The 23,868-nt window shown below is 74.5% G+C and carries 27 protein-coding genes and 1 pseudogene; 17 read left to right on the top strand and 11 right to left on the bottom strand.

What is annotated here, in order from left to right:
• From ligD to AC07FJ_RS05300, 9 genes and pseudogenes are all read left to right on the top strand, one after another.
• A complete protein-coding gene (gene ligD, locus AC07FJ_RS05260) occupies window positions 1–930 on the top strand; it encodes a non-homologous end-joining DNA ligase (protein ID WP_479045463.1) in 930 nt (309 codons plus the stop codon).
• A 71-nt stretch (window positions 931–1,001) separates the two neighbouring features.
• Window positions 1,002–1,262, top strand: coding sequence for a gas vesicle protein GvpO (locus tag AC07FJ_RS05265; RefSeq protein WP_361415739.1), 261 nt, complete (start codon window positions 1,002–1,004; stop codon window positions 1,260–1,262).
• A 38-nt stretch (window positions 1,263–1,300) separates the two neighbouring features.
• Window positions 1,301–1,702, top strand: coding sequence for a gas vesicle structural protein GvpA (locus AC07FJ_RS05270; protein ID WP_468283908.1), 402 nt, complete (start codon window positions 1,301–1,303; stop codon window positions 1,700–1,702).
• Window positions 1,699–2,415 (top strand): GvpL/GvpF family gas vesicle protein, encoded by a 717-nt coding sequence (locus tag AC07FJ_RS05275; protein WP_361415735.1) that lies wholly within the window; start codon window positions 1,699–1,701, stop codon window positions 2,413–2,415. Before AC07FJ_RS05270 ends, AC07FJ_RS05275 begins: the two co-directional genes overlap by 4 nt.
• 17 nt (window positions 2,416–2,432) lie before the next feature.
• The gene (locus tag AC07FJ_RS05280; protein ID WP_361415733.1) at window positions 2,433–2,669 is read left to right on the top strand and encodes a gas vesicle protein GvpG; all 237 of its coding nucleotides are present in this window, start codon (window positions 2,433–2,435) and stop codon (window positions 2,667–2,669) included.
• Window positions 2,666–2,983 carry a gas vesicle protein gene (locus AC07FJ_RS05285; RefSeq protein WP_361415731.1) on the top strand — a complete coding sequence of 106 codons (318 nt, stop codon included), beginning with the start codon at window positions 2,666–2,668 and terminating at the stop codon, window positions 2,981–2,983. The genes AC07FJ_RS05280 and AC07FJ_RS05285 overlap by 4 nt, the downstream gene beginning before the upstream one ends.
• Window positions 2,980–3,795: a GvpL/GvpF family gas vesicle protein gene (locus AC07FJ_RS05290; RefSeq protein WP_479045468.1), complete on the top strand. Its 816-nt coding sequence runs from the start codon at window positions 2,980–2,982 to the stop codon at window positions 3,793–3,795. Before AC07FJ_RS05285 ends, AC07FJ_RS05290 begins: the two co-directional genes overlap by 4 nt.
• Window positions 3,792–3,965 (top strand): annotated as a pseudogene (locus tag AC07FJ_RS05295) (gas vesicle protein); the annotation flags it as partial. The gene AC07FJ_RS05290 and the pseudogene AC07FJ_RS05295, both read left to right, overlap by 4 nt.
• Before the next feature lie 77 nt (window positions 3,966–4,042).
• Complete coding sequence (locus tag AC07FJ_RS05300) at window positions 4,043–4,318, top strand: gas vesicle protein K (RefSeq protein WP_355363134.1); 276 nt, start codon at window positions 4,043–4,045, stop codon at window positions 4,316–4,318.
• A gap of 18 nt (window positions 4,319–4,336) precedes the next feature.
• Here AC07FJ_RS05300 and AC07FJ_RS05305 read toward each other — a convergent pair whose 3' ends face one another.
• A complete protein-coding gene (locus AC07FJ_RS05305) occupies window positions 4,337–4,504 on the bottom strand; it encodes a hydrophobic protein (protein ID WP_468283898.1) in 168 nt (55 codons plus the stop codon).
• A 120-nt stretch (window positions 4,505–4,624) separates the two neighbouring features.
• Between AC07FJ_RS05305 and AC07FJ_RS05310 the strand changes: the two genes are divergently transcribed.
• Window positions 4,625–5,395, top strand: coding sequence for a hypothetical protein (locus AC07FJ_RS05310; protein ID WP_479045471.1), 771 nt, complete (start codon window positions 4,625–4,627; stop codon window positions 5,393–5,395).
• Window positions 5,396–5,406: 11 nt separating this feature from the next.
• Here the strand turns inward: AC07FJ_RS05310 and AC07FJ_RS05315 are convergent, their stop codons facing one another.
• The 7 genes from AC07FJ_RS05315 to AC07FJ_RS05345 form a co-directional block, all read right to left on the bottom strand.
• Window positions 5,407–6,927 (bottom strand): phosphatase PAP2 family protein, encoded by a 1,521-nt coding sequence (locus AC07FJ_RS05315; protein WP_479045473.1) that lies wholly within the window; start codon window positions 6,925–6,927, stop codon window positions 5,407–5,409.
• Between the two features lie 158 nt (window positions 6,928–7,085).
• Complete coding sequence (locus AC07FJ_RS05320) at window positions 7,086–8,249, bottom strand: baeRF2 domain-containing protein (RefSeq protein ID WP_479045475.1); 1,164 nt, start codon at window positions 8,247–8,249, stop codon at window positions 7,086–7,088.
• 128 nt (window positions 8,250–8,377) lie between these two features.
• Window positions 8,378–8,950 (bottom strand): TIGR03086 family metal-binding protein, encoded by a 573-nt coding sequence (locus tag AC07FJ_RS05325; RefSeq protein ID WP_479045477.1) that lies wholly within the window; start codon window positions 8,948–8,950, stop codon window positions 8,378–8,380.
• 106 nt (window positions 8,951–9,056) lie between these two features.
• Window positions 9,057–9,602, bottom strand: a complete 546-nt coding sequence (locus AC07FJ_RS05330) for a type 1 glutamine amidotransferase domain-containing protein (protein ID WP_479045479.1) — start codon at window positions 9,600–9,602, stop codon at window positions 9,057–9,059.
• Window positions 9,603–9,639: 37 nt separating this feature from the next.
• Window positions 9,640–10,068 (bottom strand): CBS domain-containing protein, encoded by a 429-nt coding sequence (locus tag AC07FJ_RS05335; RefSeq protein ID WP_479045481.1) that lies wholly within the window; start codon window positions 10,066–10,068, stop codon window positions 9,640–9,642.
• Window positions 10,069–10,163: 95 nt separating this feature from the next.
• Window positions 10,164–10,526, bottom strand: coding sequence for a DUF2795 domain-containing protein (locus AC07FJ_RS05340; RefSeq protein WP_479045484.1), 363 nt, complete (start codon window positions 10,524–10,526; stop codon window positions 10,164–10,166).
• Window positions 10,527–10,909: 383 nt separating this feature from the next.
• Window positions 10,910–12,700 (bottom strand): thiamine pyrophosphate-requiring protein, encoded by a 1,791-nt coding sequence (locus AC07FJ_RS05345; RefSeq protein ID WP_479045486.1) that lies wholly within the window; start codon window positions 12,698–12,700, stop codon window positions 10,910–10,912.
• A gap of 282 nt (window positions 12,701–12,982) precedes the next feature.
• Here AC07FJ_RS05345 and AC07FJ_RS05350 point away from each other — a divergent pair, with 282 nt between their 5' ends.
• The gene (locus tag AC07FJ_RS05350; RefSeq protein WP_355367782.1) at window positions 12,983–13,777 is read left to right on the top strand and encodes an RNA polymerase sigma factor SigF; all 795 of its coding nucleotides are present in this window, start codon (window positions 12,983–12,985) and stop codon (window positions 13,775–13,777) included.
• Here AC07FJ_RS05350 and AC07FJ_RS05355 read toward each other — a convergent pair.
• Window positions 13,755–14,951, bottom strand: coding sequence for a PAS domain-containing protein (locus tag AC07FJ_RS05355; RefSeq protein WP_479045489.1), 1,197 nt, complete (start codon window positions 14,949–14,951; stop codon window positions 13,755–13,757). The genes AC07FJ_RS05350 and AC07FJ_RS05355 overlap by 23 nt on opposite strands.
• A gap of 99 nt (window positions 14,952–15,050) precedes the next feature.
• Between AC07FJ_RS05355 and AC07FJ_RS05360 the strand changes: the two genes are divergently transcribed.
• The 3 genes from AC07FJ_RS05360 (at window position 15,051) to AC07FJ_RS05370 (ending at window position 18,254) form a co-directional block, all read left to right on the top strand.
• Entirely contained in the window at window positions 15,051–15,800 is a 750-nt protein-coding gene (locus AC07FJ_RS05360) for an ANTAR domain-containing response regulator (RefSeq protein WP_361415701.1), read from the top strand.
• Window positions 15,801–15,895: 95 nt separating this feature from the next.
• Window positions 15,896–17,149 carry an aminotransferase class I/II-fold pyridoxal phosphate-dependent enzyme gene (locus AC07FJ_RS05365; protein ID WP_479045492.1) on the top strand — a complete coding sequence of 418 codons (1,254 nt, stop codon included), beginning with the start codon at window positions 15,896–15,898 and terminating at the stop codon, window positions 17,147–17,149.
• Between the two features lie 13 nt (window positions 17,150–17,162).
• Window positions 17,163–18,254: an MBL fold metallo-hydrolase gene (locus tag AC07FJ_RS05370; protein ID WP_479045495.1), complete on the top strand. Its 1,092-nt coding sequence runs from the start codon at window positions 17,163–17,165 to the stop codon at window positions 18,252–18,254.
• On the opposite strand, the gene AC07FJ_RS05375 is transcribed toward AC07FJ_RS05370, so the two are convergent.
• Together AC07FJ_RS05375 and AC07FJ_RS05380 are read right to left on the bottom strand one after the other, a co-directional pair.
• Window positions 18,234–18,887, bottom strand: a complete 654-nt coding sequence (locus AC07FJ_RS05375; protein WP_479045497.1) for a DedA family protein — start codon at window positions 18,885–18,887, stop codon at window positions 18,234–18,236. The genes AC07FJ_RS05370 and AC07FJ_RS05375 overlap by 21 nt on opposite strands.
• Window positions 18,884–19,651, bottom strand: a complete 768-nt coding sequence (locus AC07FJ_RS05380) for an MBL fold metallo-hydrolase (protein WP_479045500.1) — start codon at window positions 19,649–19,651, stop codon at window positions 18,884–18,886. Before AC07FJ_RS05380 ends, AC07FJ_RS05375 begins: the two co-directional genes overlap by 4 nt.
• Window positions 19,652–19,757: 106 nt before the next feature.
• Between AC07FJ_RS05380 and AC07FJ_RS05385 the strand changes: the two genes are divergently transcribed.
• The 3 genes from AC07FJ_RS05385 (at window position 19,758) to AC07FJ_RS05395 (ending at window position 23,829) form a co-directional block, all read left to right on the top strand.
• Window positions 19,758–20,162, top strand: coding sequence for a hypothetical protein (locus AC07FJ_RS05385; RefSeq protein ID WP_479045501.1), 405 nt, complete (start codon window positions 19,758–19,760; stop codon window positions 20,160–20,162).
• A gap of 70 nt (window positions 20,163–20,232) precedes the next feature.
• On the top strand, window positions 20,233–22,368 hold the full coding sequence (locus AC07FJ_RS05390; protein ID WP_479045502.1) for a phage holin family protein: 2,136 nt from the start codon (window positions 20,233–20,235) through the stop codon (window positions 22,366–22,368).
• A gap of 69 nt (window positions 22,369–22,437) precedes the next feature.
• Window positions 22,438–23,829 carry an amino acid permease gene (locus AC07FJ_RS05395; protein WP_479045505.1) on the top strand — a complete coding sequence of 464 codons (1,392 nt, stop codon included), beginning with the start codon at window positions 22,438–22,440 and terminating at the stop codon, window positions 23,827–23,829.
• Window positions 23,830–23,868 lie beyond the last annotated feature (39 nt).

Raw genomic sequence — 23,868 nt, forward strand, 5'->3', positions numbered from 1 at the left:
ATGAGCGCAGAGACCCAGACCCGCACCGCCCTGCGGGCCGGGCGCAGGACCGTGGAGGTCCACCGGCCCGACAAGGTCCTCTTCCCCGACGACGGACTGACCAAGGCCGACCTCGCCGCGTACTACCGCTCGGTCGCGCCGTTCATGCTGCCGCACCTGCGCGGCCGGCCCCTGATGCTGGAGCGGCACCCCGACGGCGTCGGCGGGCCCCGCTTCATGCAGAAGGACACCCCGGACGCCTACCCGGAGTGGGTGCACCGCGCCGAGCTGCCCAAGGAGGGCGGCACCGTCACCCACACCGTGTGCGACGACACCGCCACCCTGCTCCACCTCGCCGACCAGGCGTCCCTCACCCTGCACCGCTGGCTGGCGAAGGCCGACCGGCCCCGGTGGCCCGACCGCATGGTCTTCGACCTCGACCCCGAGCGGGACGACTTCGACGCCGTACGCCGCGCCGCCCATGCCCTGCGCGAGCTGCTCGACGCCCTCGGCCTGTCCGGCGTGCCGATGACCACCGGCTCCCGGGGCCTGCACGTCGTCGTGCCGCTCGCCGGGCGCACCGACCACGACGACGTGCGCGCCTTCGCCCGGGACGTCGCGGACACCCTCGCCGCCCGCCACCCCGACGCGCTGACCACCGCCGCCCGCAAACAGGCCCGCGGTGGCCGCCTCTACCTCGACGTGCAGCGCAACGGCTACGCCCAGACCGCCGTCGCGCCCTGGTCCGTACGCGCCCTGCCGGGCGCACCCGTCGCCGCGCCGCTGACGTGGGAGCAGCTCGACGAGCCCGCCACGCACGCCCGCCGCTGGACCGTGCGCACCGCCCTGGAGCAGGCGCGCACCCGGCCCTGGGACGCCGAAGCGGCCCGGCCGCGCGTCCTCGGACCGACGGTCCGCGGGCGGCTCGACGCCCTGCGCCGAGGCGATTGACGCCGTCCGGACTTGCGGGATCCGCGTTCCCGTGTTTGCGGGCTCCCTGTGGCGGCAACCCGCATGAAGTCATGGCCAACACATCAGAGACCCTGCGCCGCGCGTGCGAACAGCTCGCCGAACTCACCGGGCTGACCGCCGAGTCGGTGTCGTCTTTCCAACGCACCGACGACGGCTGGAGATTGACCGTCGAAGTGGTCGAACTGACCCGCGTCCCCGAGACGATGAGCCTGCTCGCGTCCTATGACGTCGAACTCGACGAGGACGGCGAGCTCACCGGCTACCGGCGCGTGCGCCGCTACGAACGCGGCCGGGCCGACCGGCAGCGCTGAGGCGCCAACTGACAACCCCTCAGGGAGGGAGCCACACCATGACCGTAGCCACACAGACAGGCGGTCCGGCCGGAGGCGGTTCCGGCGGTACCAGTGGCCTGTACGACGTCCTGGAACTCGTCCTGGACCGCGGGCTCGTGATCGACGCGTTCGTCCGTGTCTCGCTCGTCGGCATCGAGATCCTGAAGATCGACGTCCGTGTCGTCGTCGCCAGCGTCGACACCTACCTGCGCTTCGCCGAGGCGTGCAACCGCCTCGACCTGGAGGCCGGCCCCCGCAAGAACCCGGGCCTGCCCGAGCTGGTCAACGACATGACCGAGTCCGGAGCGCGCGGCAAGTCGAAGGGCGCCCTCCAGGGCGCCGCCGAGACCCTGTCCGACACCCTCAGCCGTTCGTCCAGCCGCTCGTCGTCGCGGAAGAAGGAGGAAGAGGAGAAGTGAGCACGTACGTCTACGGCATCACACGGAGCTCACACCCCGGACTCCCCAAGGGGACCTGCGGCATCGGCGACCCGCCCAAGCCCGTCCGGATCCTCACGGAGGGCGGCCTGACGGCGCTCGTGAGCGACGCGCCCGAGGAGCTGCGCCCCAAGCGGCGCGACCTGCTCGCCCACCAGAACGTGCTCGCCGGGGCCGGCGTGGACGGCCCGGTGCTGCCCATGCGCTTCGGCGGCGTCTCGCCCGACGACGACACGGTCGTCGCGGTCCTCGCCGAACGCCAGGACCACTACCTGGAGCGGCTCGACGCCCTCGACAACAAGGTCGAGTACAACGTCAAGGCCTCCCACGACCAGGACGCCGTCCTGCACCAGGTGCTCGCCGACGACCCCGACCTGCGGGCGCTCAGCGAGGCCAACCGCGCGGCGGGCGGCGGCACCTACGAGCAGAAGATCGCCCTCGGCGAACGGGTGGCGGCCGCCGTCAAGCAGCGCGAGGCGCGCGACGCGGTACTCGTCCAGGAGGCCCTGCAGGGCGAGGCCGCGGACATCCGGCCCGGACCCGAGTCCACCGGCTGGCTGGCGAACATCTCCTTCCTCGTGGACCGGGACGCCGCCGACGGCTTCGTCGCGGCCTGTGAGGCCCTCGCCAAGCACCACGGCCACCTCCAGCTGCACCTGAACGGGCCGCTGCCGCCGTACAGCTTCGTGGAGTAGAGGGGAGAGGCTCCGGTATGGGCCTGCTGGGTGAGCTGCTCCTGCTGCCCGCCGCCCCCTTGCGCGGCACCGCCTGGGTGCTGCGCCAGGTGGTGGCGGAGGCGGAGCGGCAGTACTACGACCCCGCCGCCGTACAGCGCGAACTCGCCCGCCTCGCCGAGATGCTGGAGGCGGGCGAGATCGACGAGGCGGAATTCGACCGCCGGGAGGACGAGCTCCTCGACCGCCTGGAGAAGGGTACGAGACCGACATGACCACCCCCAGCCGGGGCCTTCCAAGCCCGTACGCCGCCGAAGGCAGCAGCGCCAACCTCGCCGACATCCTCGAACGCGTCCTCGACAAGGGCGTGGTGATCGCCGGCGACATCAAGATCAACCTGCTCGACATCGAGCTGCTGACCATCAAGCTGCGTCTCGTCGTCGCGTCCGTCGACCGCGCCAAGGAGATGGGCATCGACTGGTGGGAGAGCGACCCCGCCCTCTCCTCGGGCGCCCGCCAGCGCGAACTGGCCCGCGAGAACGAGGAGTTGCAGCGCCGGATCGCCGAGCTGGAGGAGCGCACCGCATGACCGTCACCCCCGCCGCCCCCCGCACCCCGCGGCTGCGGTACGTCTACGCCGTGTGCCGGCCCTTCGACGGCGTCCTGCCCGAGGGGCTCCGCGCCATCGGGGACCAGCCGCCGCGGCTGCTCCGCCACGGCGACCTCGTCGCCGTGGTGGGCGCCGTCCCCGCCGAGGACTTCGACGAGGCCCCGCTGCGCGCGCGCCTGGAGGACCTGGACTGGCTGGCCGCCACCGCGCGCGCCCACGACGCGGTCATCGCCGCCCTGACCACCGTGACCTGCCCGCTCCCGCTGCGGCTCGCCACGGTGTGCCGCGACGACAGCGGCGTGCGGCGGTTGCTGGAGGAGGGCCACGACCGGTTCGCCCGCGCCCTGGAGCGGCTGGACGGCCGGGTGGAGTGGGGAGTGAAGGTGTACGCGGAACCGGAACCGGAATCCGAGCCGGAACCGCGGCAGGAACCCCGGCAGCCCGCGGCGGCGCCCGCCGCCGGCGGCGGACGCGACTACCTGCGCCGCCGGCTCCGGCAGCGGCGCGGCCAGGAGGCCGGGCTGCGGCGCGCGGAGGACCTGGCGCGCCGCCTGCACGACGAGCTCTCCCGGCACGCGGAGGCCGCCACCGTCCACCCGCCGCAGGACGCCAAACTGTCCGGCGCCGGGGGCGTCAACGTCCTCAACGCCGCCTACCTCATCGACCGGGAGCGCGGCGAGGGCTTCGTCCAGCTGGTGCGGGGGGCGTCCGAGGAGGGCGTCCGGGTGGAGCTGACCGGGCCCTGGGCGCCGTACTCCTTCGCGGGGATCGCGGAGGAGGAGGCCGCGTGAGCGTCGAAGAGCGGCGGATCGCCCTCGTGGACCTGCTCGACCGGCTGCTCGCCGGAGGCGTGGTCATCAGCGGCGACCTCACGCTGAGCATCGCCGACGTCGACCTCGTACGCGTCGACCTCAAGGCGCTGGTCAGCTCGGTGAGCGCCCAGGTGCCGTCGCCGTGGGAGCCGGCCGGGCAGACCAGCGGGCAGACCACCGGGAAGGGAGCGAGGGAGATCGCGGGGGAGATCGTGGGGGAGCGGGCATGAGCGAGCCGCGCCGCCGCGTCGAGCTGGACCCCGACACCGTCGAGCGCGACCTCGCCCGGCTGGTCCTCACCGTCGTCGAGCTCCTGCGTCAGCTCATGGAGCGGCAGGCGCTGCGCCGCGTGGAGGGCGGGGAGCTGACCGAGGAGCAGGAGGAACGGATCGGCCTGACCCTGATGCTGCTGGAGGACCGCATGGAAGTCCTCCGGACGAGGTTCGGACTCGCGCCGGAGGACTTGAACATCGATCTGGGACCGCTCGGCCCCTTGCTGTGATCCCCGAACCGTCACCCCCTACCAGCGGTACCAGCGGGACCGCGTGCCGCCCGACGTCGTCCTGAACAGGAACCCGAGCAACCAGATCACCAGGACCGCCACCGCGATCCACCACAGCGCCTCCACCGCGAACCCGGCGCCGAAGAGGATCAGGATGAGTAGCAGCACCAGAAGGATGGGAACCATAATGCACCTCCATCCTTCGGGTTCCCCCGATTCGAACGTGTACACGGCCCAGGGCGGGGTACCGCCCGTCTGCCGTCACCGCCGTGCGGGAGCGGGACGATCGGCCGATCATCGTGTTTCATGGCCACAAGATCGGACATGCCCCTCCTCGCCGCGCTGCTGACCCCCCTCTGCGCCGGCCTCCTGCTCACCGGATGCGCCGAGCCGTCCTCCGCCCCCACGGCCCGCCCGGCGCAGGCCGCGACCGCCCCCGCGCCCGGGCCCCCCGCCAAGCCGGCGCCCGCGCTCGCCCCCCGCCCCGCCGAGCTCCCCGGCATCGGGCCGCTCACCCGCGCGCGGATTCCGGCCACCACCCGGCAGGCGCTCGTCGTCACGGGCGAGGGCCCCGACTCCTCCCGCTCCACCGCCGTCCTGTACGCGCACGACCCGGTACGCGGCTGGCACCCGGTCACCGAACCGTGGCAGGCGCACAACGCCCTGCGCGGCTGGACCGACGACCACCACGCCGACGACCTGCGCACGCCCATCGGCGTCTTCCGGATCGGCGACGCCGGCGGTCGCCTGCCCGACCCCGGCACCCGGCTGCCCTACGACCAGGACGAGGAGTTCAACATGTCCGGCACCGGGTTCCTCGGCGAGCCGCTCGAAGGCTCCTTCGACCACGTCGTGGCCATCGACTACAACCGCGTCCCCGGCACCACGCCCCTGAACAAGACCCGCCCCCTCGGCCTCGCCAAGGGCGGCGGCGTGTGGATCCACGTCGACCACGGCGGCCCCACCCGAGCCTGCGTCTCTCTGCCCCTGGAGCGCATGCGGGAGCTGCTGCTCGCCCTCGACCCGGCGAAGGAGCCCGTGATCGTGATGGGGGACGCGGCCGCGCTGGCCCGGTGAGGGGGCGCTCCCTAGGCACGTACCTGCGGCCGGTAGACCGTGAGCGCCTCGTCCTCCTTGTCGACCAGCAGTTCCGGCGGCGCCTCGGTCACCTCGCCGTCGTACGCCAGGACGGTGCCGGGTGCGAGCCCCGCGATCCGCAGCCGCCGCAGCGACACCGCCGCGTGCACGGGGGAGCGGCTCAGCGGGCCCGCGAGGACCGCCGCCAGGAGCCGCAGCCCCGGCAGCCGGCCGGCCCGTACCACCCGCACGTCCAGCAGGCCGTCCGCCAGCTCGGCGCGGTGCCCGGGGGTCGGGCCCATCCGCCGGTACAGGCAGTTGCCGGCGAACAGCAGCCACAGCGCGTGCCGTTCGCCGCCCAGCTCGGCCTCCAGCGGGTGCTCGCCGCGCAGCAGCCGCAGCGCCCCGAGCACCCCGGCCGGCCAGCCGCCGATCCGCGGCGCCCAGCGCTCCCGCAGCCGCACCAGCTCCGGGTACACGCCCAGGCTGAAGGTGTTGACGAAGTAACCGTGGGCCGCGCCGTCCGGGCCGGGCGTGAACCGCCCCAGGTCGACCCGTACGGCGTCACCCGCGGCCAGCGCGCGGCAGGTGTCGTGGACGGACTCGACGCCCAGGTCGTACGCGAAGTGGTTGAGCGTCCCGCCGGGGAAGACCGCCAGCGGCACCCGGTGCCGGGCCGCCACGGCCGCCGCCCGGTTGACCGTGCCGTCGCCGCCCACCACTCCCAGGGCCCGGCACCGATCCGCCGCCGCCTCCAGCTCCTCCTCCACGGCCTCCGGGGCACACGCACGCACGTCCGCGCGCGGCAGCGCGTCCCGGACCAGCGCGGCGGCCGCCGCGGAGTCCGACCCCGACTCCTCGTTGACCACGACCACCAGGCCGGCCCCGCCCGGCAGGGCGGGCGCGTCGGCGTGCGGCCGCCCCGGCGCCGGGAGCTGCGACCGCGTCGGCACCAGGCCGCGTACGGCGAAGGCGGCGCCCACCCCGAGGGCCGCGCCCACCAGCACATCGCTCGGGTAGTGCGCGCCCGTGTAGATCCGGGAGAGCGCCACGGCGGCGGCCACCGGCGCCACGACCGCCCCCCAGCCCCGCGACTCCAGCGCCACGCCCGTCGCGAAGGCCGCCGCCGACGCCGAGTGGCCCGACGGGAACGACGTGGTGATCGGCTGCCGCTTCAGCCGCCGCACCATCGGCACGGCGTCCAGCACGGGGCGCGCCCGCCGCACCGACCGCTTGCCGACGGTGTTGATGGTGGCCGACGCCACCGCGAGCGACGCCACCCCGCGCACGGCCGCCCGCCGCGCCCGCGCCCCGCGCCCGAGCGCCGCGATCCCGGCCGCCGCGCCGAACCACAGCATCCCGTGGTTGGCGCTGCGGCTCAGCCGGGGGAGCAGGGGCTCGGCGCCCGGCCAGTGGCGGGTGGCCACCCGGTGGAAGACGTCCCGGTCCCAGGCGCCGAGCAGCGCGGTGACGCGGGAACGGACGGGGTCGGCGGCCTGCGCGGTGGTGTGGGCGGCATGGTCATGGGGCATGGGAGGCGCTTACCCCTTCCAGGGCCTACGAAGCCGACAACGGCGCACGCGGGCGCACGCAGGCGGCCGGGCGCCGCCACCCGCGGGCGGCACCCGGCCTGCTCCACCGCGGGAGGGCCTCTCGGAGCCCCGCTCAGCCGCGGGAGGGACCCGCGGGACTACGCCGGCTCCACCTCCCTCTCCCGCTCGCTCTCGTCGTACGGCCAGCGCAGCAGCGCGCCCAGGCCACCGACCGGGACCTCGTCCTCGATCTCCGGCCGTACCCGCAGCACCTCCGCCCCCGTCATCACCGCCGAGCGGATCAGCGCGTCGTCGGCGCGGGCCGGCATGGGCTCGGTCTCGCCCAGGTACTGCGTCTCGTTGCGGCGCACCGCGATCTGGTCCGGCTCCGCGCCCACCCACACCTCGCGGTGCGCGTCCGGGCCCTCCGTACGGATCAGCAACTCGGCGATCCGGTGCTCCCGGGCCGCCTCGATCAGCGCGGGCACGCCCTCGGCCGCACCCTCCGGGCGGCCGCCGCCGGTGGAGCGGGCGGCCCGGAACCGGTCCAGCTCCTCGGCGGCCAGGCGGCGCATGTGCTCCTGGCGGGCGGCTTCCACGTCCTCGTCCAGCAGCCGCCTGCTCGCGCCGGCCGCGCGTCCGCCGTGGTCGCTCTCCACGGTGAGCGCCCGGATGTCCGGGGCCAGCCGCTCGTGCACGGAGCGCCGCTCGCGCGGGTCACCGGCGAGCACGATCAGATCGGCTCCGGTCTCGCGCTGGCACGCGGTGAGGGCCTCGGCGACCTCGGCGGCGTTCTCCTCCCAGGTGTTCTCGACCTTGAGCTGGAAGTGCCGCTCGGACCAGTCCGCGGTCCCATGGCGGCGCAACGGCCAGGAGCGGCCCTCCACATGGCCGGCCGGACGCCCGCCGAGCGGTGTGCGCAGCTCCAGATCGGCTCCGGCGCGGTCGATGTACGCGACCAGGCAGACCGGCTCCTGCGTCGACAGGTCCAGCAGCGGGCCCAGGTGCGGCAGCGCCGACCAGGTGACCTCGGACGGCCACGGGGGCCGTACGCCCAGCGGCGGGTCGAGGACGACCTCGCCGTGCGCGGCGAACACCGCCCGCCCGGCCTCACCCGGCGGGCGCGGCTCGTCCGTCAGCGCCTCGTACACGGCCCGCTCGGTCTCCGGGTCGCACCCCTGGGACCGGAGTTCGTGACAGACCTCCTTGGCCTGGAGCGCCCGCCGCTCCTTGGTGGACTCGTCCACCCGTGAGGTGTCCAGATAGACGCTCGCCCACGGCCCGGGGCGGTCGAAGAGGGCGGTGAGAAACGAGAGTTGCATGGCTCCCTCCCGGAGGCCGGATTGTGCGTCGTGCGTCGTGCGTCATACGTCGTGCGTTGTCGTGCGTCATACGTCGCACGTCATGGACGTCGTCGTCCGTTGCGGACGGGGTGCCGGGCGGGCGGCCCTCAGACCTTGCGGCCGACCATGGCCAGCAGCTTCGTCTGCGCGTCGGCGCCCGGCGGTGTCGTCACCGGCGGGGCGAACAGGCCGCTCTTGGACAGTCCGGCGGCCTGCGGGGCGATGTCCCGGGTGGTGAAGTCGACGAGCGCCTTGGGCAGGTGCTCGTCCGCGCCGATCGCCCGGGACAGGTCCCAGGCGTGGATGACGGCGTCGTCCACCATCTGGTGGCAGTAGTCCTCGGCCGGTGTCTCGCCGTACGAGAGGTGGACCGTACGTCTGAGGGCCCCCTCCTCCCGGAACGCCTCGACGGCCTCGGCGGCCGCCCGGTCCCACACCCCGACGGGGTCGTCGCCGAGCACGTCGCCGTCGAACCGGTCGCCGACCTCCTCGATCGTCAGTCCGTCCCGCACCAGCGGCACCACCCACAGCTGCTCACCGGTGAGGTGGTTGACGAGGTCGCGCACCGTCCACTCGGTGCAGGGCGTCGGGGCGTCCCACTGGTCGTCGCGGACCGCGTGCACGCGCGCGCCGAACACCTCCAGAGCCTCGGCGTGCCGCGCGAGCAGGGTGTTCGCCATCGGGGTCACCTCCATGGACGGGATCGGATCCGCACCCGCATCCGCGTCCGAGTAAGGGGCTCCTCGTCCGCCGCGCGGGACGAGGAGCCCGGCCGGGGCGTGGGCGTCAGCCCCGCGCAACCTTGGCGAACACCTTGGTGAACGCCTCGCAGAACGCCTTGAGGTCGTCCGGCTTGCGGCTCGTGACGAGCGTGCTGGGCGTCGCCTCGCAGACCTTGACCTGTTCGTCCACCCACTCGCCGCCGGCGTTGCGGATGTCGGTCTTCAGACTCGGCCAGGACGTCAGGGTCCGGCCCCGTACGACATCGGCCTCCACCAGGGTCCACGGACCGTGGCAGATCGCCGCGACCGGCTTCCCGGCGTCGAAGAACGCGCGGACGAAGGCGACCGCCTGCTCGTCCATCCGCAGGAAGTCCGGATTGGCGACGCCGCCGGGCAGGACGAGCGCGCCGAAGTCCGCGGCGGACGCGTCGGCGACGGTCTCGTCGACCGGGAACGTGTCCGCCTTGTCCAGGTGGTTGAACGCCTGGATCTTGCCCGACTCGGTCGACACCAGCACCGGGGTGTCACCGGCGTCGGCCACCGCCTGCCACGGGTCGGTCAGTTCCACCTGCTCGACGCCCTCCGGCGCCACGAGAAACGCTACGCGCACGATTCTTCGCTCCCTTCCTCTGTACTCGCGTGGTCGTCTATGTGTTCGGCTCGGCCCGGCTGATGTCGGCGAGGGCGGAGCCGGGGTCCCGCGCCACCGCCAGGTCGCCGAGGGCCACCATGCCGAGCGGCCGCCCGTCCTCCACGACCGGCAGCCGCCGGACGGCGTGGCGCCGCATCAGCTCCACGGCGTCCGCGACGGGGTCCTCGGGGGTCACGCACACGGGGTCGGGGGTGCACACGGACTGGGCGCTGACGGTGAGCGGATCGGCTCCGTCGGCCACCGCACGCACCGCGATGTCGCGGTCCGTGACCATGCCGAGGACCCGGTCCCCCTCCGCCACGAGCACGTCTCCGATGTCCTGGGCCCGCATGACCTGCGCCGCTTCGACGAGCGAGGCGTCCGGCCGCACGGTCGCCACACCGGGCGTCATGACGTCCCGCACGAGCCGCGCCCGCTGCGCCATGTCCCTGTCCGCCTTCCCAGTCCGCCTTCCCTGCCCGTCCCGCTCGCGCGTGCCGCCGCCCGGAGTACCCGTGCGGGCCGCCCCCATGCCCTCCGTCACGCACCCCGCACGGCCACCGCCACGTCCTGGACGCTGTGGTACGTCGGGTCACCGGGCAGCTCGGACACGAGCTCCACCAGACGGTCGGGGGCGTGCCGCTCGCGCAGCACCCGGAGCAGGTCGCCACGGTGGGCCGGGAAGGGCGTGCGCGCGAGATACCGGCCGAGTTCCAGACGCAGCGCCTCGAACCGGTCGGCGGTGACCCTGCTGGCCGGGACGTCGGGGTCGTCCTCCGCCACCGGCTCCGGGTCGTGCCACTCCTCGGTCCTCGTGGGGTGCCCCGACCTCAGCAGCCCCTGGAGCTGGTGTTTCATCTCGTCGTCGCGTCGACGGCTGAGCCCGCCGCTCCCTCGCTCCATGGCACCCTCCACGTCTGAACTCTGTGCCTCTCCGGACGCCCGGCGGGTACCCGACGGGGCGGTCGCAAACCCGGGGTTTGGACCCGCCGGCGCGGGTACCCGCCGGGACGGCCGAGCGGCCACGGGGTGAATATGGGGTGACAGGTCTTCGGGCGCGGACGGCGGTCCGCGCCCGAAGACCGTTTTACATGGGGCTCGGTTCGGCTCCGGGGCGCTTGAGCGTGCGTCGACGGTCGATCGTGCTCGGGCCTCCCCCTGGCCTCCGGCCGGGGGGACCCCCAGTTCCTCACGACCCTCCGCGCTCCCCCTACCTTCGGCGGGGGACCCCCATCCCTTTCGACGCCCGCGCGCCCCTTCGCCTTACTCGCCTTTGCGTCCGGCTGCTACGACTTGCCGCCCGGCAGGAACTCCTGCACCTTCGCCTTCAGGCCCCGCTTCACCACCGCGCCCCGTTCCGGGTCGCCCTTCAGCAGGGCCGCCGCCGTCGACTCCATCTGCTGCCAGGTCGCGTGCGGCGGAATCGGCGGCACGGACGGGTCGGTGACGAACTCGACGACCGCCGGGCCGTTCGCCGCCAGCGCCTCCTCCCAGGCGTCCACCACCTCGTCCGGCTTCTCCACCCGGATGCCCGTCAGGCCGATGGACTCGGCGAACGCCGCGTACGGCACGTCCGGCAGCTCCTGCGACGGCAGGAACGAGGGCGCGTCGCCCATCGCCCGCAGCTCCCACGTGACCTGGTTGAGGTCCCGGTTGTTCCAGACGCCGACGACCAGCCGCGGGTCCTCCCAGCGGTGGCGGTACTTCGCGGCCGTGATCAGCTCCGCCAGCCCGTTCATCTGCATCGCGCCGTCCCCGACGAGCGCCACCACCGGCCGGTCCGGGTGCGCGAACTTGGCGCCGATCGCGTACGGCACCCCGCAGCCCATCGTGGCGAGCGTCCCCGACAGCGAGCCCCGCATGTCGCCGCGCATCCGGATGTGCCGCGCGTACCAGTTGGCGACCGAGCCGGAGTCCGAGGTCAGCAGCGTACGGTCGGGGAGCAGCGGCGACAGGGCCCGCGCCACGTACTCGGGGTTCACCGGGTCGGCGCCCAGGGCGGCGCGCCGCTCCATGACCTCCTCCCACCGGCGTACGGACTTCTCCACCTTCTCCCGCCACGCCCGCTTCTTCCGGCGCCGCAGCAGCGGCATCAGCCGGCGCAGGGTGGCGCCCGCGTCGCCGATGAGGTTCACCTCGTACGGGTAGCGCATCCCCGCCATGTGCGGGTCGATGTCGATCTGCACGGCCCGCGCCTGCCCGTACTCCGGCAGGAACTGGCTGTACGGGAAGGAGGAGCCGATCGTCAGCAGGGTGTCGCACTCCTGCATCAGCTCCCAGGAGGGCCGGGTGCCGAGGAGGCCGATCGACCCCGTGACGTAGGGCAGTTCGTCCGAGAGCGCGTCCTTGCCGAGGAGCGCCTTCGCGACGCCCGCGCCCAGCAGCTCGGCGACCTGCTGCACCTCGGCGCGGGCGGAGGCGGCGCCCTGCCCGATGAGGATCGCGGGCTTCTCCCCGGAGTTGAGGACCTCGGCCGCCCGCTCCACCGCCTCGTCGGCCGGCACCGCCGTCCACGCGCTGCGGTCCAGGCTGGACGGCACCATCTTGAACTCGTGCGAGGGCGGCGTGTACGGCAGCTCCTGTACGTCGCCGGGCACGATGATCACGGTCGGGCAGCGGCGGCCGTACGCCGTGCGGATGGCGCGGTCCAGCACGTTGGGGATCTGCTCCGGGACGTTCACCTCTGCGAGGAAGTCCGACGCGACGTCCTTGAAGAGCGCGTGCAGGTCGACCTCCTGCTGGTACGAGCCGCCCATCGCGCTGCGGTGGGTCTGCCCCACGATCGCCACCACCGGGACGTGGTCCAGCTTGGCGTCGTACAACCCGTTGAGCAGGTGGATCGCCCCCGGTCCCGAGGTCGCCACGCACACCCCGAGGCGGTGCCCGAACTTCGCGTAGCCGACCGCCTGGAACGCGGCCATCTCCTCGTGCCGCGCCTGGATGAACCGGGGCTGGTCCTCCGCGCGGCCCCAGGCGGCGATCAGACCGTTGATCCCGTCACCCGGATAGCCGAACACGCACTCGACGCCCCAGTCGCGCAGCCGCGCCAGTATCTGGTCGGCGACGTCCTTGCTCATCTGCGTACCTCCCGAAGTGAACCGCTGGGTAGCCATCGCCGCCGTACAGGCAGCACAGCCCCGGGTACCGGGTGCCGATCCGCGGAAACGCGAGGACAGTGGAATCAGTGCAACGACGCGTTTGCTCGGGCAAGCCCCGGGCATGCGCATCTCGTGCTTCGGACCGGAGGCACGTCCGTGGGAGCGGCCCACCGCTCCGGGCGTGTCCGCGTGCCCGGAAAGGGGAGCTCTTCCTCGGGGTGACACCAACCGTCAGCACCGTACAGGGAGCTGAAAAGCATCATGCCTACCCTCGCCCACACGAAGCATCCGCACGACGACGCCCCCGACACCGCCGAGGCGTTCCAGCGCCTGGCCTCGCTGCCGGAGGGGGAGGAGAGGGAAGCCGTCCGGCAGGACATCGTGCGCGCCTGGCTGCCCATGGCGGACCGGCTCGCCGGCCGCTTCCGCAACCGCGGCGAGTCACTGGAGGACCTCAAGCAGGTCGCCGCCCTCGGCCTGGTCAAGGCCGTCGACCGGTACGACCCCTCGCGCGGCGCCGCCTTCGAGAGCTTCGCCGTGCCGACCATCACCGGCGAGATCAAGCGCCACTTCCGCGACCACATGTGGACCCTCCACGTGCCGCGCCGCGTCCAGGACCTGCGGGGCCGCGTCCGCGCCGCCTACCAGGAGCTCTCGCACTCGGTGGGGGGCCGCGCCCCCACCGTGGCGGAGATCGCCGAGAAGGCCGGCATGACCGAGGAAGAGGCCATGGCCGGACTGGAGGCGCTGGACAGCTTCACCGCGCTGTCACTCGACGCCGAGCTGCCCGGCACCGAGGACGGCTACACCCTCGTCGACGCGCTCGGCGGCCCCGATCCGGCCCTCGACGTCGTGGTGGACCGCGAATCGGTCAAACCGCGGCTGCGCACGCTGCCCGAACGCGAACAGAAGATCCTCTACATGCGGTTCTTCCGCGACATGACCCAGAGCAGGATCGCCGAGGACCTCGGCATCTCCCAGATGCACGTGTCCCGGCTGATCAGCCGCTGCTGCACCCGGTTGCGGGAGGACATCATGCGGGACGTCGCCGCATAGCCAGCGCCACATGGCGGGACATCACGTCCGCCGCCTGCGCCTCGGCCATCGAGAACGCGCGCCGCGCCCCCGTGCGGAAGAGCGTCAGCACCCCCGCCACGCCGCCGCCCGGCCCGTCGCCGGGCAGCGGCAGGCACAGCAGCGAGCTCACCCCGGCCCGCGCCAGGACCGCGGCGCCCGAGGCGTCCTCGCCGAACGCGCGGGCGTCCTCGGGCCGCACCTGGAGCGCCGGGCCCCCGCCGCGGGCCGCCTCCACCACCAGGGGGCAGACCGCCGGCTCCTGCTCCGCCACCGCCTTCAGCAGCGGCCCGCCGTCCCCGGAGACGTCATCCGGGGACGGCGGGCCCAGTACGACGGTGCGACGCAGCACCGGCCGCCGGACGGAGGCTTCGTCGGAGTCCGCGGTGTCGATCACCACCCAGTCGGCGAACCGCCCGTGCAGCACGCGCCCCGCCGCCTCCACGGCCGCGTCCGCGTCCCCCGGCGGGCCGCCCAGCAGGGCGCTCGCCATCGCGTCGACCAGGTCCAGCATCTCGGCGCGCTGCGTCGTCACCGCGAGGTCCGGCGGCATCAGCCGCCGCCCCACGGCGCCCGCGTCCAACCCCACCGGGGAGGCAGCCCCGGACACGCCCGGCTGGAGCACCACGACCACCGCCGACTGCGGCTCGCCCGGCAGCGGCAGCGAGACGAGCGTGGCCCGCACCGGATCGTGCGGCCGCTCCTGCAGCCGCACGCTCAGACTGCGGCCGCCCTCCCCGCGCGCGGCGGCCGCCGCCGACGTACGGAACGGAGCCCGGTCGGCGGAGACCAGCAGCCCGGCGAGCGGCCGACCGGTGGCGTAACCGGCGCGCACCCCGGTCAGGCCGGTCGCGGCGAAGTTCATGCGCCGTACCACCGTGTCGCGGTCGACCAGCACCACCGGCAGCGGCAACCGCTGGAACAGCGTCTTCAGCAGCTGCCGCTCGTGCCGGTCGGCCGTCGTGCCGTCCGGGGCCCGCGCCGCCAGCCGCTCGTAGCGCGGCCAGAGCGACTCTGCCGCATGCTGGAGTTCGAAGAGGGCGGCGTCCAGCACGCCCTGCTGCTCGTCGGCCGGAAGCGCCCGCGCGGTGCGGAGCTCACCGACCCGGCGCACGAAATCCGCGAGGTCATCGCCGAACGCGTCGGTCTCCGTCATAGGAGCACCGTAACCGCCGTGGCCGTGCGGCGGGCCGCGGCGGCGGTCCCGTTTCGCGCGGCGGGCGCGGGGCAACCGCACGGAGGAAGGAGGACCGCGATGCTGCCCGAGCGTGAGTACGAAGGCCCGGAACCGGCCTCCACCGTCCGCAGGCTGCAGAAACTCACCGAGCAGTGCGTACGGTCGGTCCCGGCGTGCTGCGGGGCCGTCGCCACCCTCAGCGACGGCGAGTCCGAGCGCCGCACCGCCGCCACCCATCCGGACCTGGCGGCCCTCGTCGCCGTCCAGCTCGACTCCGGCGACGGACCCATCCACACAGCGCTCGACACCGGCGAACCCGTCGACGCCGAGGACCTCCTCACCGACGACCGCTGGCCCGACTACCGGGCCATGGCCCTCGGCTCCGGCGTCCGGGCCAGCGTCACCCTCCCGTTCCACCGGGCCGGCATCGACATGACCCTGAACCTCTACGGCTTCCGGGCCGGCTCCCTGGAGGACGCCGCCCACGGACCCGCCGCCATCCTCGGCGAGGAGATCACCGCGGGCCTCGCCCGCGACCGCCGCTACCGCGCCGCCCTCACCGAGGTCGGCCAGCTGTCCACCGCGCTGCGCTCCCGCCCCGTCATCGACCAGGCCGGCGGCATCGTGATGCACGTCCTCGGCTGCGACGCCGCCGAGGCCCACACCGTGCTGCGCCGGATCTCCCAGCTCACCAACCGCAAGCTCGCGGACGTCGCCGCCGGTGTCGTCCGCACCCGGGGCCGCGGCCTGGAGAAGGAACTCGCCCGGCTGGGGCCGGCGAAGACCGCCCCCACGCGGAGCGGCGACTTGCCGGGAACATCCGTATAAAAGGCTTTGGGGACGGATAGCGGGCTCCGGGCACGGGCAGGGTCCCCCACACCAACAGCACCGACATCGGCAGGGACGCCAGGGCGGAGAGAGGCATGCGGCAACCGGCAGCGGACGGCCCCGAGGCCCCCTCGCTCCCCGAGGGGCGGGGACCCGTGCGGTACGCGCCCGGGGCGCCCGAAGCCGGCCTGCCGACGGTCGCCGAACTCGTCGCCGTCTTCGCCGCGGCCGCCGACCGCACCGAGGCCGAACCGCCCGGCGGCGGCCCTGTCCTGCGCGACGCGGCCTGCGGCTACTGGTGGCGGCGCGGACTGCGCTGCCACCCCGAGGACCTGGCCGCCGCCCCCGGTGCGCAGCCGCTGCTCGCCGCGCTCATTGCCGCGCACGGCGGCGACGTCCTGCTGCCCCGGCCCTGCCCCGCCGGCTGGGCCCCGCAGGCCCGGCTCCTCGGCAGACCCGCGTACACCGTGCCCACGCCCGCCGAATGCGGCGGCGTACCCGACCCGTACGCCCTCCTGGAGACCGTGCGGCGGGTGCGCGCCGAAGGCGGCCACCCGGCGCTGCTGCTGCTGTGCGTGGCCGACGACCCGACCGCCACCGTCCCGCCGCCCGAGCTGGTGCGCGAGACGTGCGAGGCGGCGGTCGGCGAGGGCCTGCACATCGTCAGCGACGAGACCTGGCGCGACACCCTGCACCGGCCGCACGACACCGTGCTGGTCAGCCCCGCCGAGATGTGCCCCGAGGACGTCACCGTCCTCTGCGACCTCGCCGGCGCCCTGACCCCGCCGGCCTGGCCCACCGCGATCGCCCGCTTCCCGCCCACCCCGGCCGGCGCCGCCCGCCGCGCCCGCGTCCTCGACCTGCTCACGGCGCTCGGCGCCCATGTGGCGGGGCCCGTCGCCGCGGCCGCCGCCCACGCGCTCGGCGAGCCGGAACCGGTCACCTCCCGGGCGGCCGCCGCGGCCGCGCTCCACGCGCGCGTGGCCGCCGCCGCGCACCGCGCCGTCCTGACCGCCGGAGCGCTCGCCCTGCCGCCGCAGGCCGGGCGCCACTTCTACGCCGACCTCGGGCCGCTGCGCGGACGCCTCACCGAGCGGGGCGTCACCGACTCGATGGAGCTGGAGGAGTACCTCACCGGCCGGCTGGGCGCGCCCGCTCCCGGCGGCCACCGGTTCGGCGACGAGCTGGGCGCATTGCGCGTACGGCTGTCGACCGGGCCGCTCCTCGGGGCCACGGCGGAGGAGCGCATGGAGGCCCTCACGGCGCAGCGGCCACTGGAACTGCCGCATGTCGCGCGAGCGTTGGAGACGTTCGCAGCCGCTTTCCACGATCTTCAAGGACCACGGTGAACGGAGCGCGCAGATGACGGAACAGACGTCACCCACGTCCCCCTCGACCGCCACGACGGCGATGCCCGCCGCGACGGCCGCGACGGCCACCGTGCGACCGGCCCCGGCGGCCCCGGCCGGCCGGGCGGGCTCCGTGGCGGGCGGCGCCCTCCGCCCGCTCGGTGAGCTGCGCTCCTGGCCGAGATCCTTCGCCGACCGCCTCACCGCGCCCCTCCCGGGCGTACGCGCCATGGCCAGGCTGGCCAGGGAGGGCGCCGTCCGGCCCGGCCCCGACGGACTGCGCGACATCCCCAAGCTGCCGTACGCCCCCGAACCGCTGCCCGCCGCCGACGTCGGCACCGTCGCCGTCACCTGGGCCGGCCACGCCAGCTGGATCGTCCGCGTCGGCGGCCTCACCGTGCTCACCGACCCCGTCTGGTCCCGCCGCATCCTCGGCACCCCCGCCCGCATCACCCCCGTCGGCGTGCGCTGGGAGGACCTGCCGCCCGTCGACGCCGTCGTCATCAGCCACAACCACTACGACCACCTCGACGCCCCCACCCTCAAGCGCCTGCCGCGCGACACACCGGTCTTCGTCCCCGCGGGGCTCGGCCGCTGGTTCCGCCGCCGCCGCTTCACCCGCGTCACCGAGCTCGACTGGTGGGAGGCGGCCGAACTGGGCGGGGTCCGCTTCGACTTCGTACCGTCCCACCACTGGTCCAAGCGCACCCTCACCGACACCTGCCGCTCCCTGTGGGGCGGCTGGGTGCTGACCGACCCCACCGGCCGGCGCGTCTACTTCGCGGGCGACACCGGTTACGGCCACTGGTTCGCGGAGATCGGCCGCCGCCACCCCGGCATCGACCTGGCGCTCCTCCCCATCGGCGCCTACGCCCCGCGCTGGTGGCTCCGCGACGTCCACACCGACCCGGAGGAGGCGGTCCAGGCCTTCCAGGACCTCGGGGCCCGGGTGATGGCGCCCATGCACTGGGCCACCTTCGTCCTCTCCTCCGAGCCGGTCCTGGAACCCCTCACCCGCCTGCACGCCGCCTGGGCCGCCGCCGGCCTGCCCCGCGACCGGCTCTGGGACCTGCCGGTCGGCGGGTCACGGATGTTGGCGTCGTAGCCGCCGCCAGATCCCCGGCACCGCGCTGATCAGCAGCGCCAGGCCCACCGCGGCCGCCACGCCCTCCCAGGGGCGGGCGAACAGCGAACCGCCCAGCACGCCGATCAGCTGGTAGGTCGCCGCCCACGCCAGGCACGCCGGGATGTCGCCGCGCACGAACCCTCCCAGCCGCATCCCGGAGAGCAGGCACGCCAGCATCACCGGAATCCGGCCCGCCGGGAGGAGCCGGGACAGCACCAGCACCGACACCCCGTGGGTGCGCAGCTTGGCCCGGGCCTGTTCGAGCCGGTCCGGCGCCGCCCGGTCGCTCAGCGCTCCCAGCAGCCGCGAGCCGTTCTTCGAGCGCACGCCCCGCTGGCCCAGCCAGTACAGCGCCACGTCCCCGGTGAACGCCGCGCCGGCCGCCAGCGCGAACACGGCCGCCAGCGAGAACGGCGCGGTCTGGTGGATCGCCACCACGGTCGCCGAACTGACGAGCGCCCCCGTCGGCACCACCGGGACCAGCGCCCCCAGCGCCACCAGCAGGAACAGCGACGGATAGCCGATCGCCTGCTGCGTCGGCTCCGGCGGCAGCCCCGCCGCCAGCCCCGGCCCCCACTCGGCCCCCCACCCGGCACCCAGCACGGCGATCACGGCCGGACCTCCGGCCGTACGCGCTCGCCGTGCCCCAGCCGGTGCACCGCCACCCCCGGTGCGAGCCGCGCCGCGTGCCGTACGAACTCGTCGCCCGGCGCGTGGAACTCGTGCGGCCGGACCGCGTCCATCCCGATCGGCCAGTACGTGCCGTAGTGCACCGGCACCGCCGCGCGCGGACCCAGCGCGGCGAGCACCTGCGCGGCCCGCCGCGCGTCCAGGTGCCCGTGGCCCAGGTAGGGCCCCCAGCCGCCGACCGGCAGCAGCGCCACGTCCACCTCGCCCACCGCGTCCGCCATCCCGTCGAACAGCCCGGTGTCCCCGGCGAAGTACGTGCGCGCCTCACCGGTCACCACGTACCCGAGCGCGGGGGAGCGGTGCGGCCCCACCGGCAGCCGCCGCCCGTCGTGCAGCGCCGGCACCGCCCGTACGACCAGGTGCTCCACCGCCACCTCGTCACCGGGACCCACCTCGGTGATCCGCAGCCCGTCCAGCCTGCGCAGCCCCGGTACGGAGCGGGTCGCGCCGCGCGGCACGATCAGCGAGGTGCCCGGTGCGAGCCGGGCCAGCGACGGCAGGTGCAGGTGGTCGCCGTGCAGGTGCGAGACCACCACCGCGTGGGCGCGCGCGGCCTCGGGCGGCGGCAACGCGCCCCGCCGCCGGCGCAGATGGGCCAGCCGGCGCGCGAAGAGCGGATCGGTGAGCACCCGCACTCCGGAGTCCTCGACCGTGCAGGTGGCATGACCCCACCAGGTGACCTCCACCGGCCCGCCACCCTCCTCGTCGCCCGTGCCCGCTCAGCGGAACTACGCTTCCTAGAGCGTAGTTCCGCGCCTCCTCACGCGGAGCCGATCGGAGTAGGGTCGGCCCATGGAGGACGTACGCGTGGCGGCGATCGCCAGCCTGACGCCGCTCGAGGAGCTCGAGCGCGACCCGTTCCTGGTGGACACCCGCAGCCAGCACGCGATGTGCGAGCGGTGGGCCGCCGACCAGGGCTATGTCGTCAGCCGGCAGCTGCTGCTCTACGGGCTGCGCCCCGACCACCGGATGCTGTGGGCCGACATCGAGGCGGGCGCCGTGGACCTGTTCGTCGCCCCCAACGAGCGGGTGCTGGAGCGGGCCGTCACCTCGGCGCGGGCCTTCTCCGCGGAGTGCGAACGCCGTGGCGTGCGCCTGGAGACGGCCGGGCTCGACGAGCCGGCGTACGACGCGGCCATGAAGGCCCACGTGCACCGCAGGCTCTCCATGCCGACCGCCGGCTACGACGGCCGCTGACCACGTTCCACGGACGGCGTCGACGTTCCGTGTGCCACGCTGGAGCCAGGCTCGGCGGAAGGCTGGCGGCGTGGCGGAGAGGCGATGGCGGAGGACCGGCAGCGCCGTGCTGCGGGTCGTCGCGGTCTGGGCGGTGTCGAGCCTCACCATGCTGGCGCTCGCCGCGCTGCTCCCCGACTTCCGGCTGCAGTCCGACGACGGCGACACCATCACCCGGACCGCCGTCACCGCCGCCTGGGGCGCCGGGGCCTTCGGTCTGCTGAGCGCGCTCGTGTGGCCCCTGGTCGTACGCGCCCTGCTGCTCGTCCCGGCCCTCGTCCTCGGGCTGCTCGTCTTCTTCCTCAACGGCTCCCTGCTGCTCGTCGCGCTCCGGCTGATCCCCGACGGCCGCGGCCAGGCCGACCCGGAGAACGCCGTCGTGGTCGCCGCCGTGATGTCCGCCGTCGCCTCCGCGACCTCCACCGCCGTCGCCGTACACGACGACGACGCCTACCGCCGCAGGCTCTACCGGCTCACCGACCGCCGCCGCCCCCGCTCCGCACGCGGGCCCGACGCGTCCGCGCCGGGCGTGGTCTTCCTGCAACTGGACGGCGTCGGCCACGACCTCCTGCTGCGCGCGACCGAGGACGGTCTGATGCCGACCGTGGCGTCCTGGCTCCACGGCCCGGGCGCCGGCCACCGCCTCACCCCGTGGCGCACCGACTGGTCCAGCCAGACGGGCGCCAGCCAGCTCGCCCTGCTGCACGGCTCCAACCACGACGTCCCCGCCTTCCGCTGGTACGAGAAGGACACCGGCCAGCTGATGGTGAGCAACCGGCCCGCCAGCGCCGCCGAACTCCAGCGCCGCGCCGTCGCGCGCACCGGTGACCCCGGGCTGCTGGCCGGGGGCGGCGCGAGCCGCGGCAACCTCTTCGGCGGAGGCGCCGGCCAACTCGCCCTGGTCCTCTCGGTCACGGCGCGCCGGGGCCGCGGAAACCGCTCCAGGGCGGGCTACTTCGCGTACTTCAGCGACCCGGCCAACGCCGTCCGCACCGCCGTCTCCTTCGTCGCCGAGGTGGGGCGCGAGATCGGCCAGTCCACCCGGGCCCGCCTCCGCCGCGAGACACCGCGGGTCCGCCGCGGCGGGCTCTACCCCTTCATCCGCGCCTTCGCCACCGTCGTCGAACGGGACGTCGTCGTCGCGGCGGTCATGGGCGACGTGCTCGCCGGCCGCCCCGCCGTCTACGCCGACCTCGTCGCCTACGACGAGGTCGCCCACCACTCGGGGCCGTACAGCCGCGACGCCGCCAAGGTGCTCCAGCGGCTGGACCGGTCCCTCGCGCTCATCGCCGAGGTCGCCGAGCACGCGCCGCGCCCGTACCGGATCGTGCTCCTCTCCGACCACGGCCAGAGCCCCGGCGAGACCTTCCGGAGCCGGTACGGGCTGACGCTGAAGGACCTGGTCCGCGTCGCGTGCGGGCTGCCCGTCCCGCGCCGCGCCCGGCGCACGCAGACCGGCGCGGAGGCGCGCGGCGCGCTGCGCAGCGCCCTGCACCGCCCGGTGGAGGAGCCGGCCGAGGTCCGTCCGCCGCGCGGCTCGGACCCGGTGGTGCTCGCCTCCGGGAACCTCGGGCTCATCTCCTTCCCGGACGTGCCCTACCGCCTGTCGCGCGAGGAGATCGACCGCCGCCACCCCGCCCTGCTGCCCACCCTGGCCCGCCACCCCGGTATCGGTTTCGTGCTGGTACGCAGCGAGAAGCACGGCTCGGTGGTGATCGGCCCGGACGGCCGCGAGGTGCCGGTCGACGAACTCGCCGACGGCGACGCCGGCCCGCTCGCCGTCTTCGGCCCCGGCGCGGCCGACGCCGTCCGGCGTACGGACTCGTTCCCGCACGCCGCGGACATCATGGTCAACTCGACGTACGAGCCGTCGACGGGCGAGGTGCACGCCTTCGAGGAGCAGATCGGCTCCCACGGCGGGCTCGGCGGTGAGCAGGCGCGGCCGTTCCTGCTGTCCCCGCTGACGCTGTCGGCGCCGGTGGAGGAGGGCGGCGATCTGGTGGGCGCGGAGCAGGTGCACCGGGTGCTGCGCCGCTGGCTGCGCGAGTCGCAGGGGCTCGGGGGGACGGGAGAGACCGTACGGGCCGTGCAGGAAATGCCGCCACGGCCGCAAGCGGAAGAAGTTTTTCCGGTTCCGGATGGTCTCGCGCCGGACAAAAACGGGTGATTTGGAGCGACGCCCTCCCTCCTCGACCATATCTGAGGTTTATACGGAGAAAGGCGCACCGCACCCCCCATGGCCACGGTCCTCACCCCACCCCAGCACCCTCGCGACCAGCACCACCCCGACCACCAGCCGGGCACGGGCGAGAACAAGCACGCCCGGCGCTTCGGTCTCCCGATCGCCACCGCGCTGGTCATGGGCAACATCATCGGCGGCGGGATCTTCCTCCTCCCCGCGTCCGTCGCCCCGTACGGCACCATCAGCCTGGTCGCCTTCGCCGTCCTCACCGTCGGCGCGATCGCCCTCGCGCTCGTCTTCGGCCGCCTCGCCCGGCGCCACCCCCGCACCGGCGGCCCCTACGTCTACGCCCGCGAGGCCTTCGGCGACTTCGCCGGGTTCCTCGCCGCCTGGTCGTACTGGATCACCACCTGGGTCTCCAACGCGGCACTCGCCGTCGCCGCCGTCGGCTACCTCGACGTCCTGATCCCCGTCGACCACTCCACGGCCGCGACCATCGCGGCGGCCCTCTGCCTCCAGTGGCTGCCCGCCCTCGCCAACCTGGCCGGGACGCGATACGTCGGCGCCGTCCAGCTCGTCGCCACCGTGCTGAAGTTCGTGCCGCTGCTCCTCGTCGCCGTCGGCGGGCTGTTCTTCTTCGACTCCGGCAACCTCGGCCCCTTCCAGGGCGGCGACTCCGGCGCCCTCGGCGCGATCTCCGCCTCCGCCGCGATCCTGCTCTTCAGCTACCTCGGCGTCGAGTCGGCCGCCGTCAGCGCCGGCGAGGTCCGCGACCCCGAGCGCAACGTCGGCCGCGCCACCATCCTCGGCACGCTCGGCGCCGCCGCGCTCTACCTGCTCGGCACCCTCTCCGTCTTCGGCACCGTCGCCCACGACAAGCTCGTCGCCTCCGACGCCCCCTTCTCCGACGCCGTCAACACCATGTTCGGCGGCTCCTGGGGCGGCACCGCGGTGGCGTGCATGGCGCTGGTCTCGATGGTCGGCGCGCTGAACGGCTGGACGCTGCTGAGCGCCCAGACGCCGTACGCCGCCGCCCGGGACGGGCTCTTCCCGACGGCCTTCGCCCGCAAGAAGCGCGGCGTGCCGACCGTCGGCGTCCTCGTCACCGTCGTCCTCGCCTCGCTGCTGACCGTGTACAACTACACGGCCGGTTCCGACGGCGTCTTCGAGGTCCTGGTCCTCGTCACCACCTTCACCGCGACCGTCCCCTACCTGCTGTCCACGGCCGCGCAGATCCACTTCCTCGCCTCCGGACAGACCGACCGCGTCCACCGCGGCCGCCTCGTCCGCGACGCGCTCCTCGCCGCCCTCGCTTTCGGCTTCTCCCTGTGGCTGGTCGCCGGCTCCGGCTACGCGGCCGTCTACCAGGGCGTGCTGTTCCTCTTCGCGGGCGTGCCGGTGTACGCGTGGATGTCGGCCCGCAAGGAGCGCGCCGCGCGCCGCTGACCGCGCCGCGCGCCGCTGACCGCGCCTCGCGCCGCTGAC

The organism is Streptomyces sp. NPDC045998, from assembly GCF_056430285.1.

Bases quoted from the DNA above. Each gene is read 5' to 3' on its own strand.
- AC07FJ_RS05310 (WP_479045471.1), top strand. From the start codon at position 4,625: ATGGCCACAAGATCGGACATGCCCCTCCTCGCCGCGCTGCTGACCCCC.
- AC07FJ_RS05290 (WP_479045468.1), top strand. From the start codon at position 2,980: ATGACCGTCACCCCCGCCGCCCCCCGCACCCCGCGGCTGCGGTACGTC.
- AC07FJ_RS05300 (WP_355363134.1), top strand. From the start codon at position 4,043: ATGAGCGAGCCGCGCCGCCGCGTCGAGCTGGACCCCGACACCGTCGAG.
- AC07FJ_RS05270 (WP_468283908.1), top strand. From the start codon at position 1,301: ATGACCGTAGCCACACAGACAGGCGGTCCGGCCGGAGGCGGTTCCGGC.
- AC07FJ_RS05360 (WP_361415701.1), top strand. From the start codon at position 15,051: ATGCTGCCCGAGCGTGAGTACGAAGGCCCGGAACCGGCCTCCACCGTC.
- AC07FJ_RS05305 (WP_468283898.1), bottom strand. From the start codon at position 4,504: ATGGTTCCCATCCTTCTGGTGCTGCTACTCATCCTGATCCTCTTCGGC.
- AC07FJ_RS05335 (WP_479045481.1), bottom strand. From the start codon at position 10,068: ATGGCGCAGCGGGCGCGGCTCGTGCGGGACGTCATGACGCCCGGTGTG.
- AC07FJ_RS05285 (WP_361415731.1), top strand. From the start codon at position 2,666: ATGACCACCCCCAGCCGGGGCCTTCCAAGCCCGTACGCCGCCGAAGGC.
- AC07FJ_RS05340 (WP_479045484.1), bottom strand. From the start codon at position 10,526: ATGGAGCGAGGGAGCGGCGGGCTCAGCCGTCGACGCGACGACGAGATG.
- AC07FJ_RS05365 (WP_479045492.1), top strand. From the start codon at position 15,896: ATGCGGCAACCGGCAGCGGACGGCCCCGAGGCCCCCTCGCTCCCCGAG.
- AC07FJ_RS05350 (WP_355367782.1), top strand. From the start codon at position 12,983: ATGCCTACCCTCGCCCACACGAAGCATCCGCACGACGACGCCCCCGAC.
- AC07FJ_RS05355 (WP_479045489.1), bottom strand. From the start codon at position 14,951: ATGACGGAGACCGACGCGTTCGGCGATGACCTCGCGGATTTCGTGCGC.
- AC07FJ_RS05280 (WP_361415733.1), top strand. From the start codon at position 2,433: ATGGGCCTGCTGGGTGAGCTGCTCCTGCTGCCCGCCGCCCCCTTGCGC.
- AC07FJ_RS05265 (WP_361415739.1), top strand. From the start codon at position 1,002: ATGGCCAACACATCAGAGACCCTGCGCCGCGCGTGCGAACAGCTCGCC.
- AC07FJ_RS05320 (WP_479045475.1), bottom strand. From the start codon at position 8,249: ATGCAACTCTCGTTTCTCACCGCCCTCTTCGACCGCCCCGGGCCGTGG.
- ligD (WP_479045463.1), top strand. From the start codon at position 1: ATGAGCGCAGAGACCCAGACCCGCACCGCCCTGCGGGCCGGGCGCAGG.
- AC07FJ_RS05345 (WP_479045486.1), bottom strand. From the start codon at position 12,700: ATGAGCAAGGACGTCGCCGACCAGATACTGGCGCGGCTGCGCGACTGG.
- AC07FJ_RS05325 (WP_479045477.1), bottom strand. From the start codon at position 8,950: ATGGCGAACACCCTGCTCGCGCGGCACGCCGAGGCTCTGGAGGTGTTC.
- AC07FJ_RS05385 (WP_479045501.1), top strand. From the start codon at position 19,758: ATGGAGGACGTACGCGTGGCGGCGATCGCCAGCCTGACGCCGCTCGAG.
- AC07FJ_RS05315 (WP_479045473.1), bottom strand. From the start codon at position 6,927: ATGCCCCATGACCATGCCGCCCACACCACCGCGCAGGCCGCCGACCCC.
- AC07FJ_RS05395 (WP_479045505.1), top strand. From the start codon at position 22,438: ATGGCCACGGTCCTCACCCCACCCCAGCACCCTCGCGACCAGCACCAC.
- AC07FJ_RS05370 (WP_479045495.1), top strand. From the start codon at position 17,163: ATGACGGAACAGACGTCACCCACGTCCCCCTCGACCGCCACGACGGCG.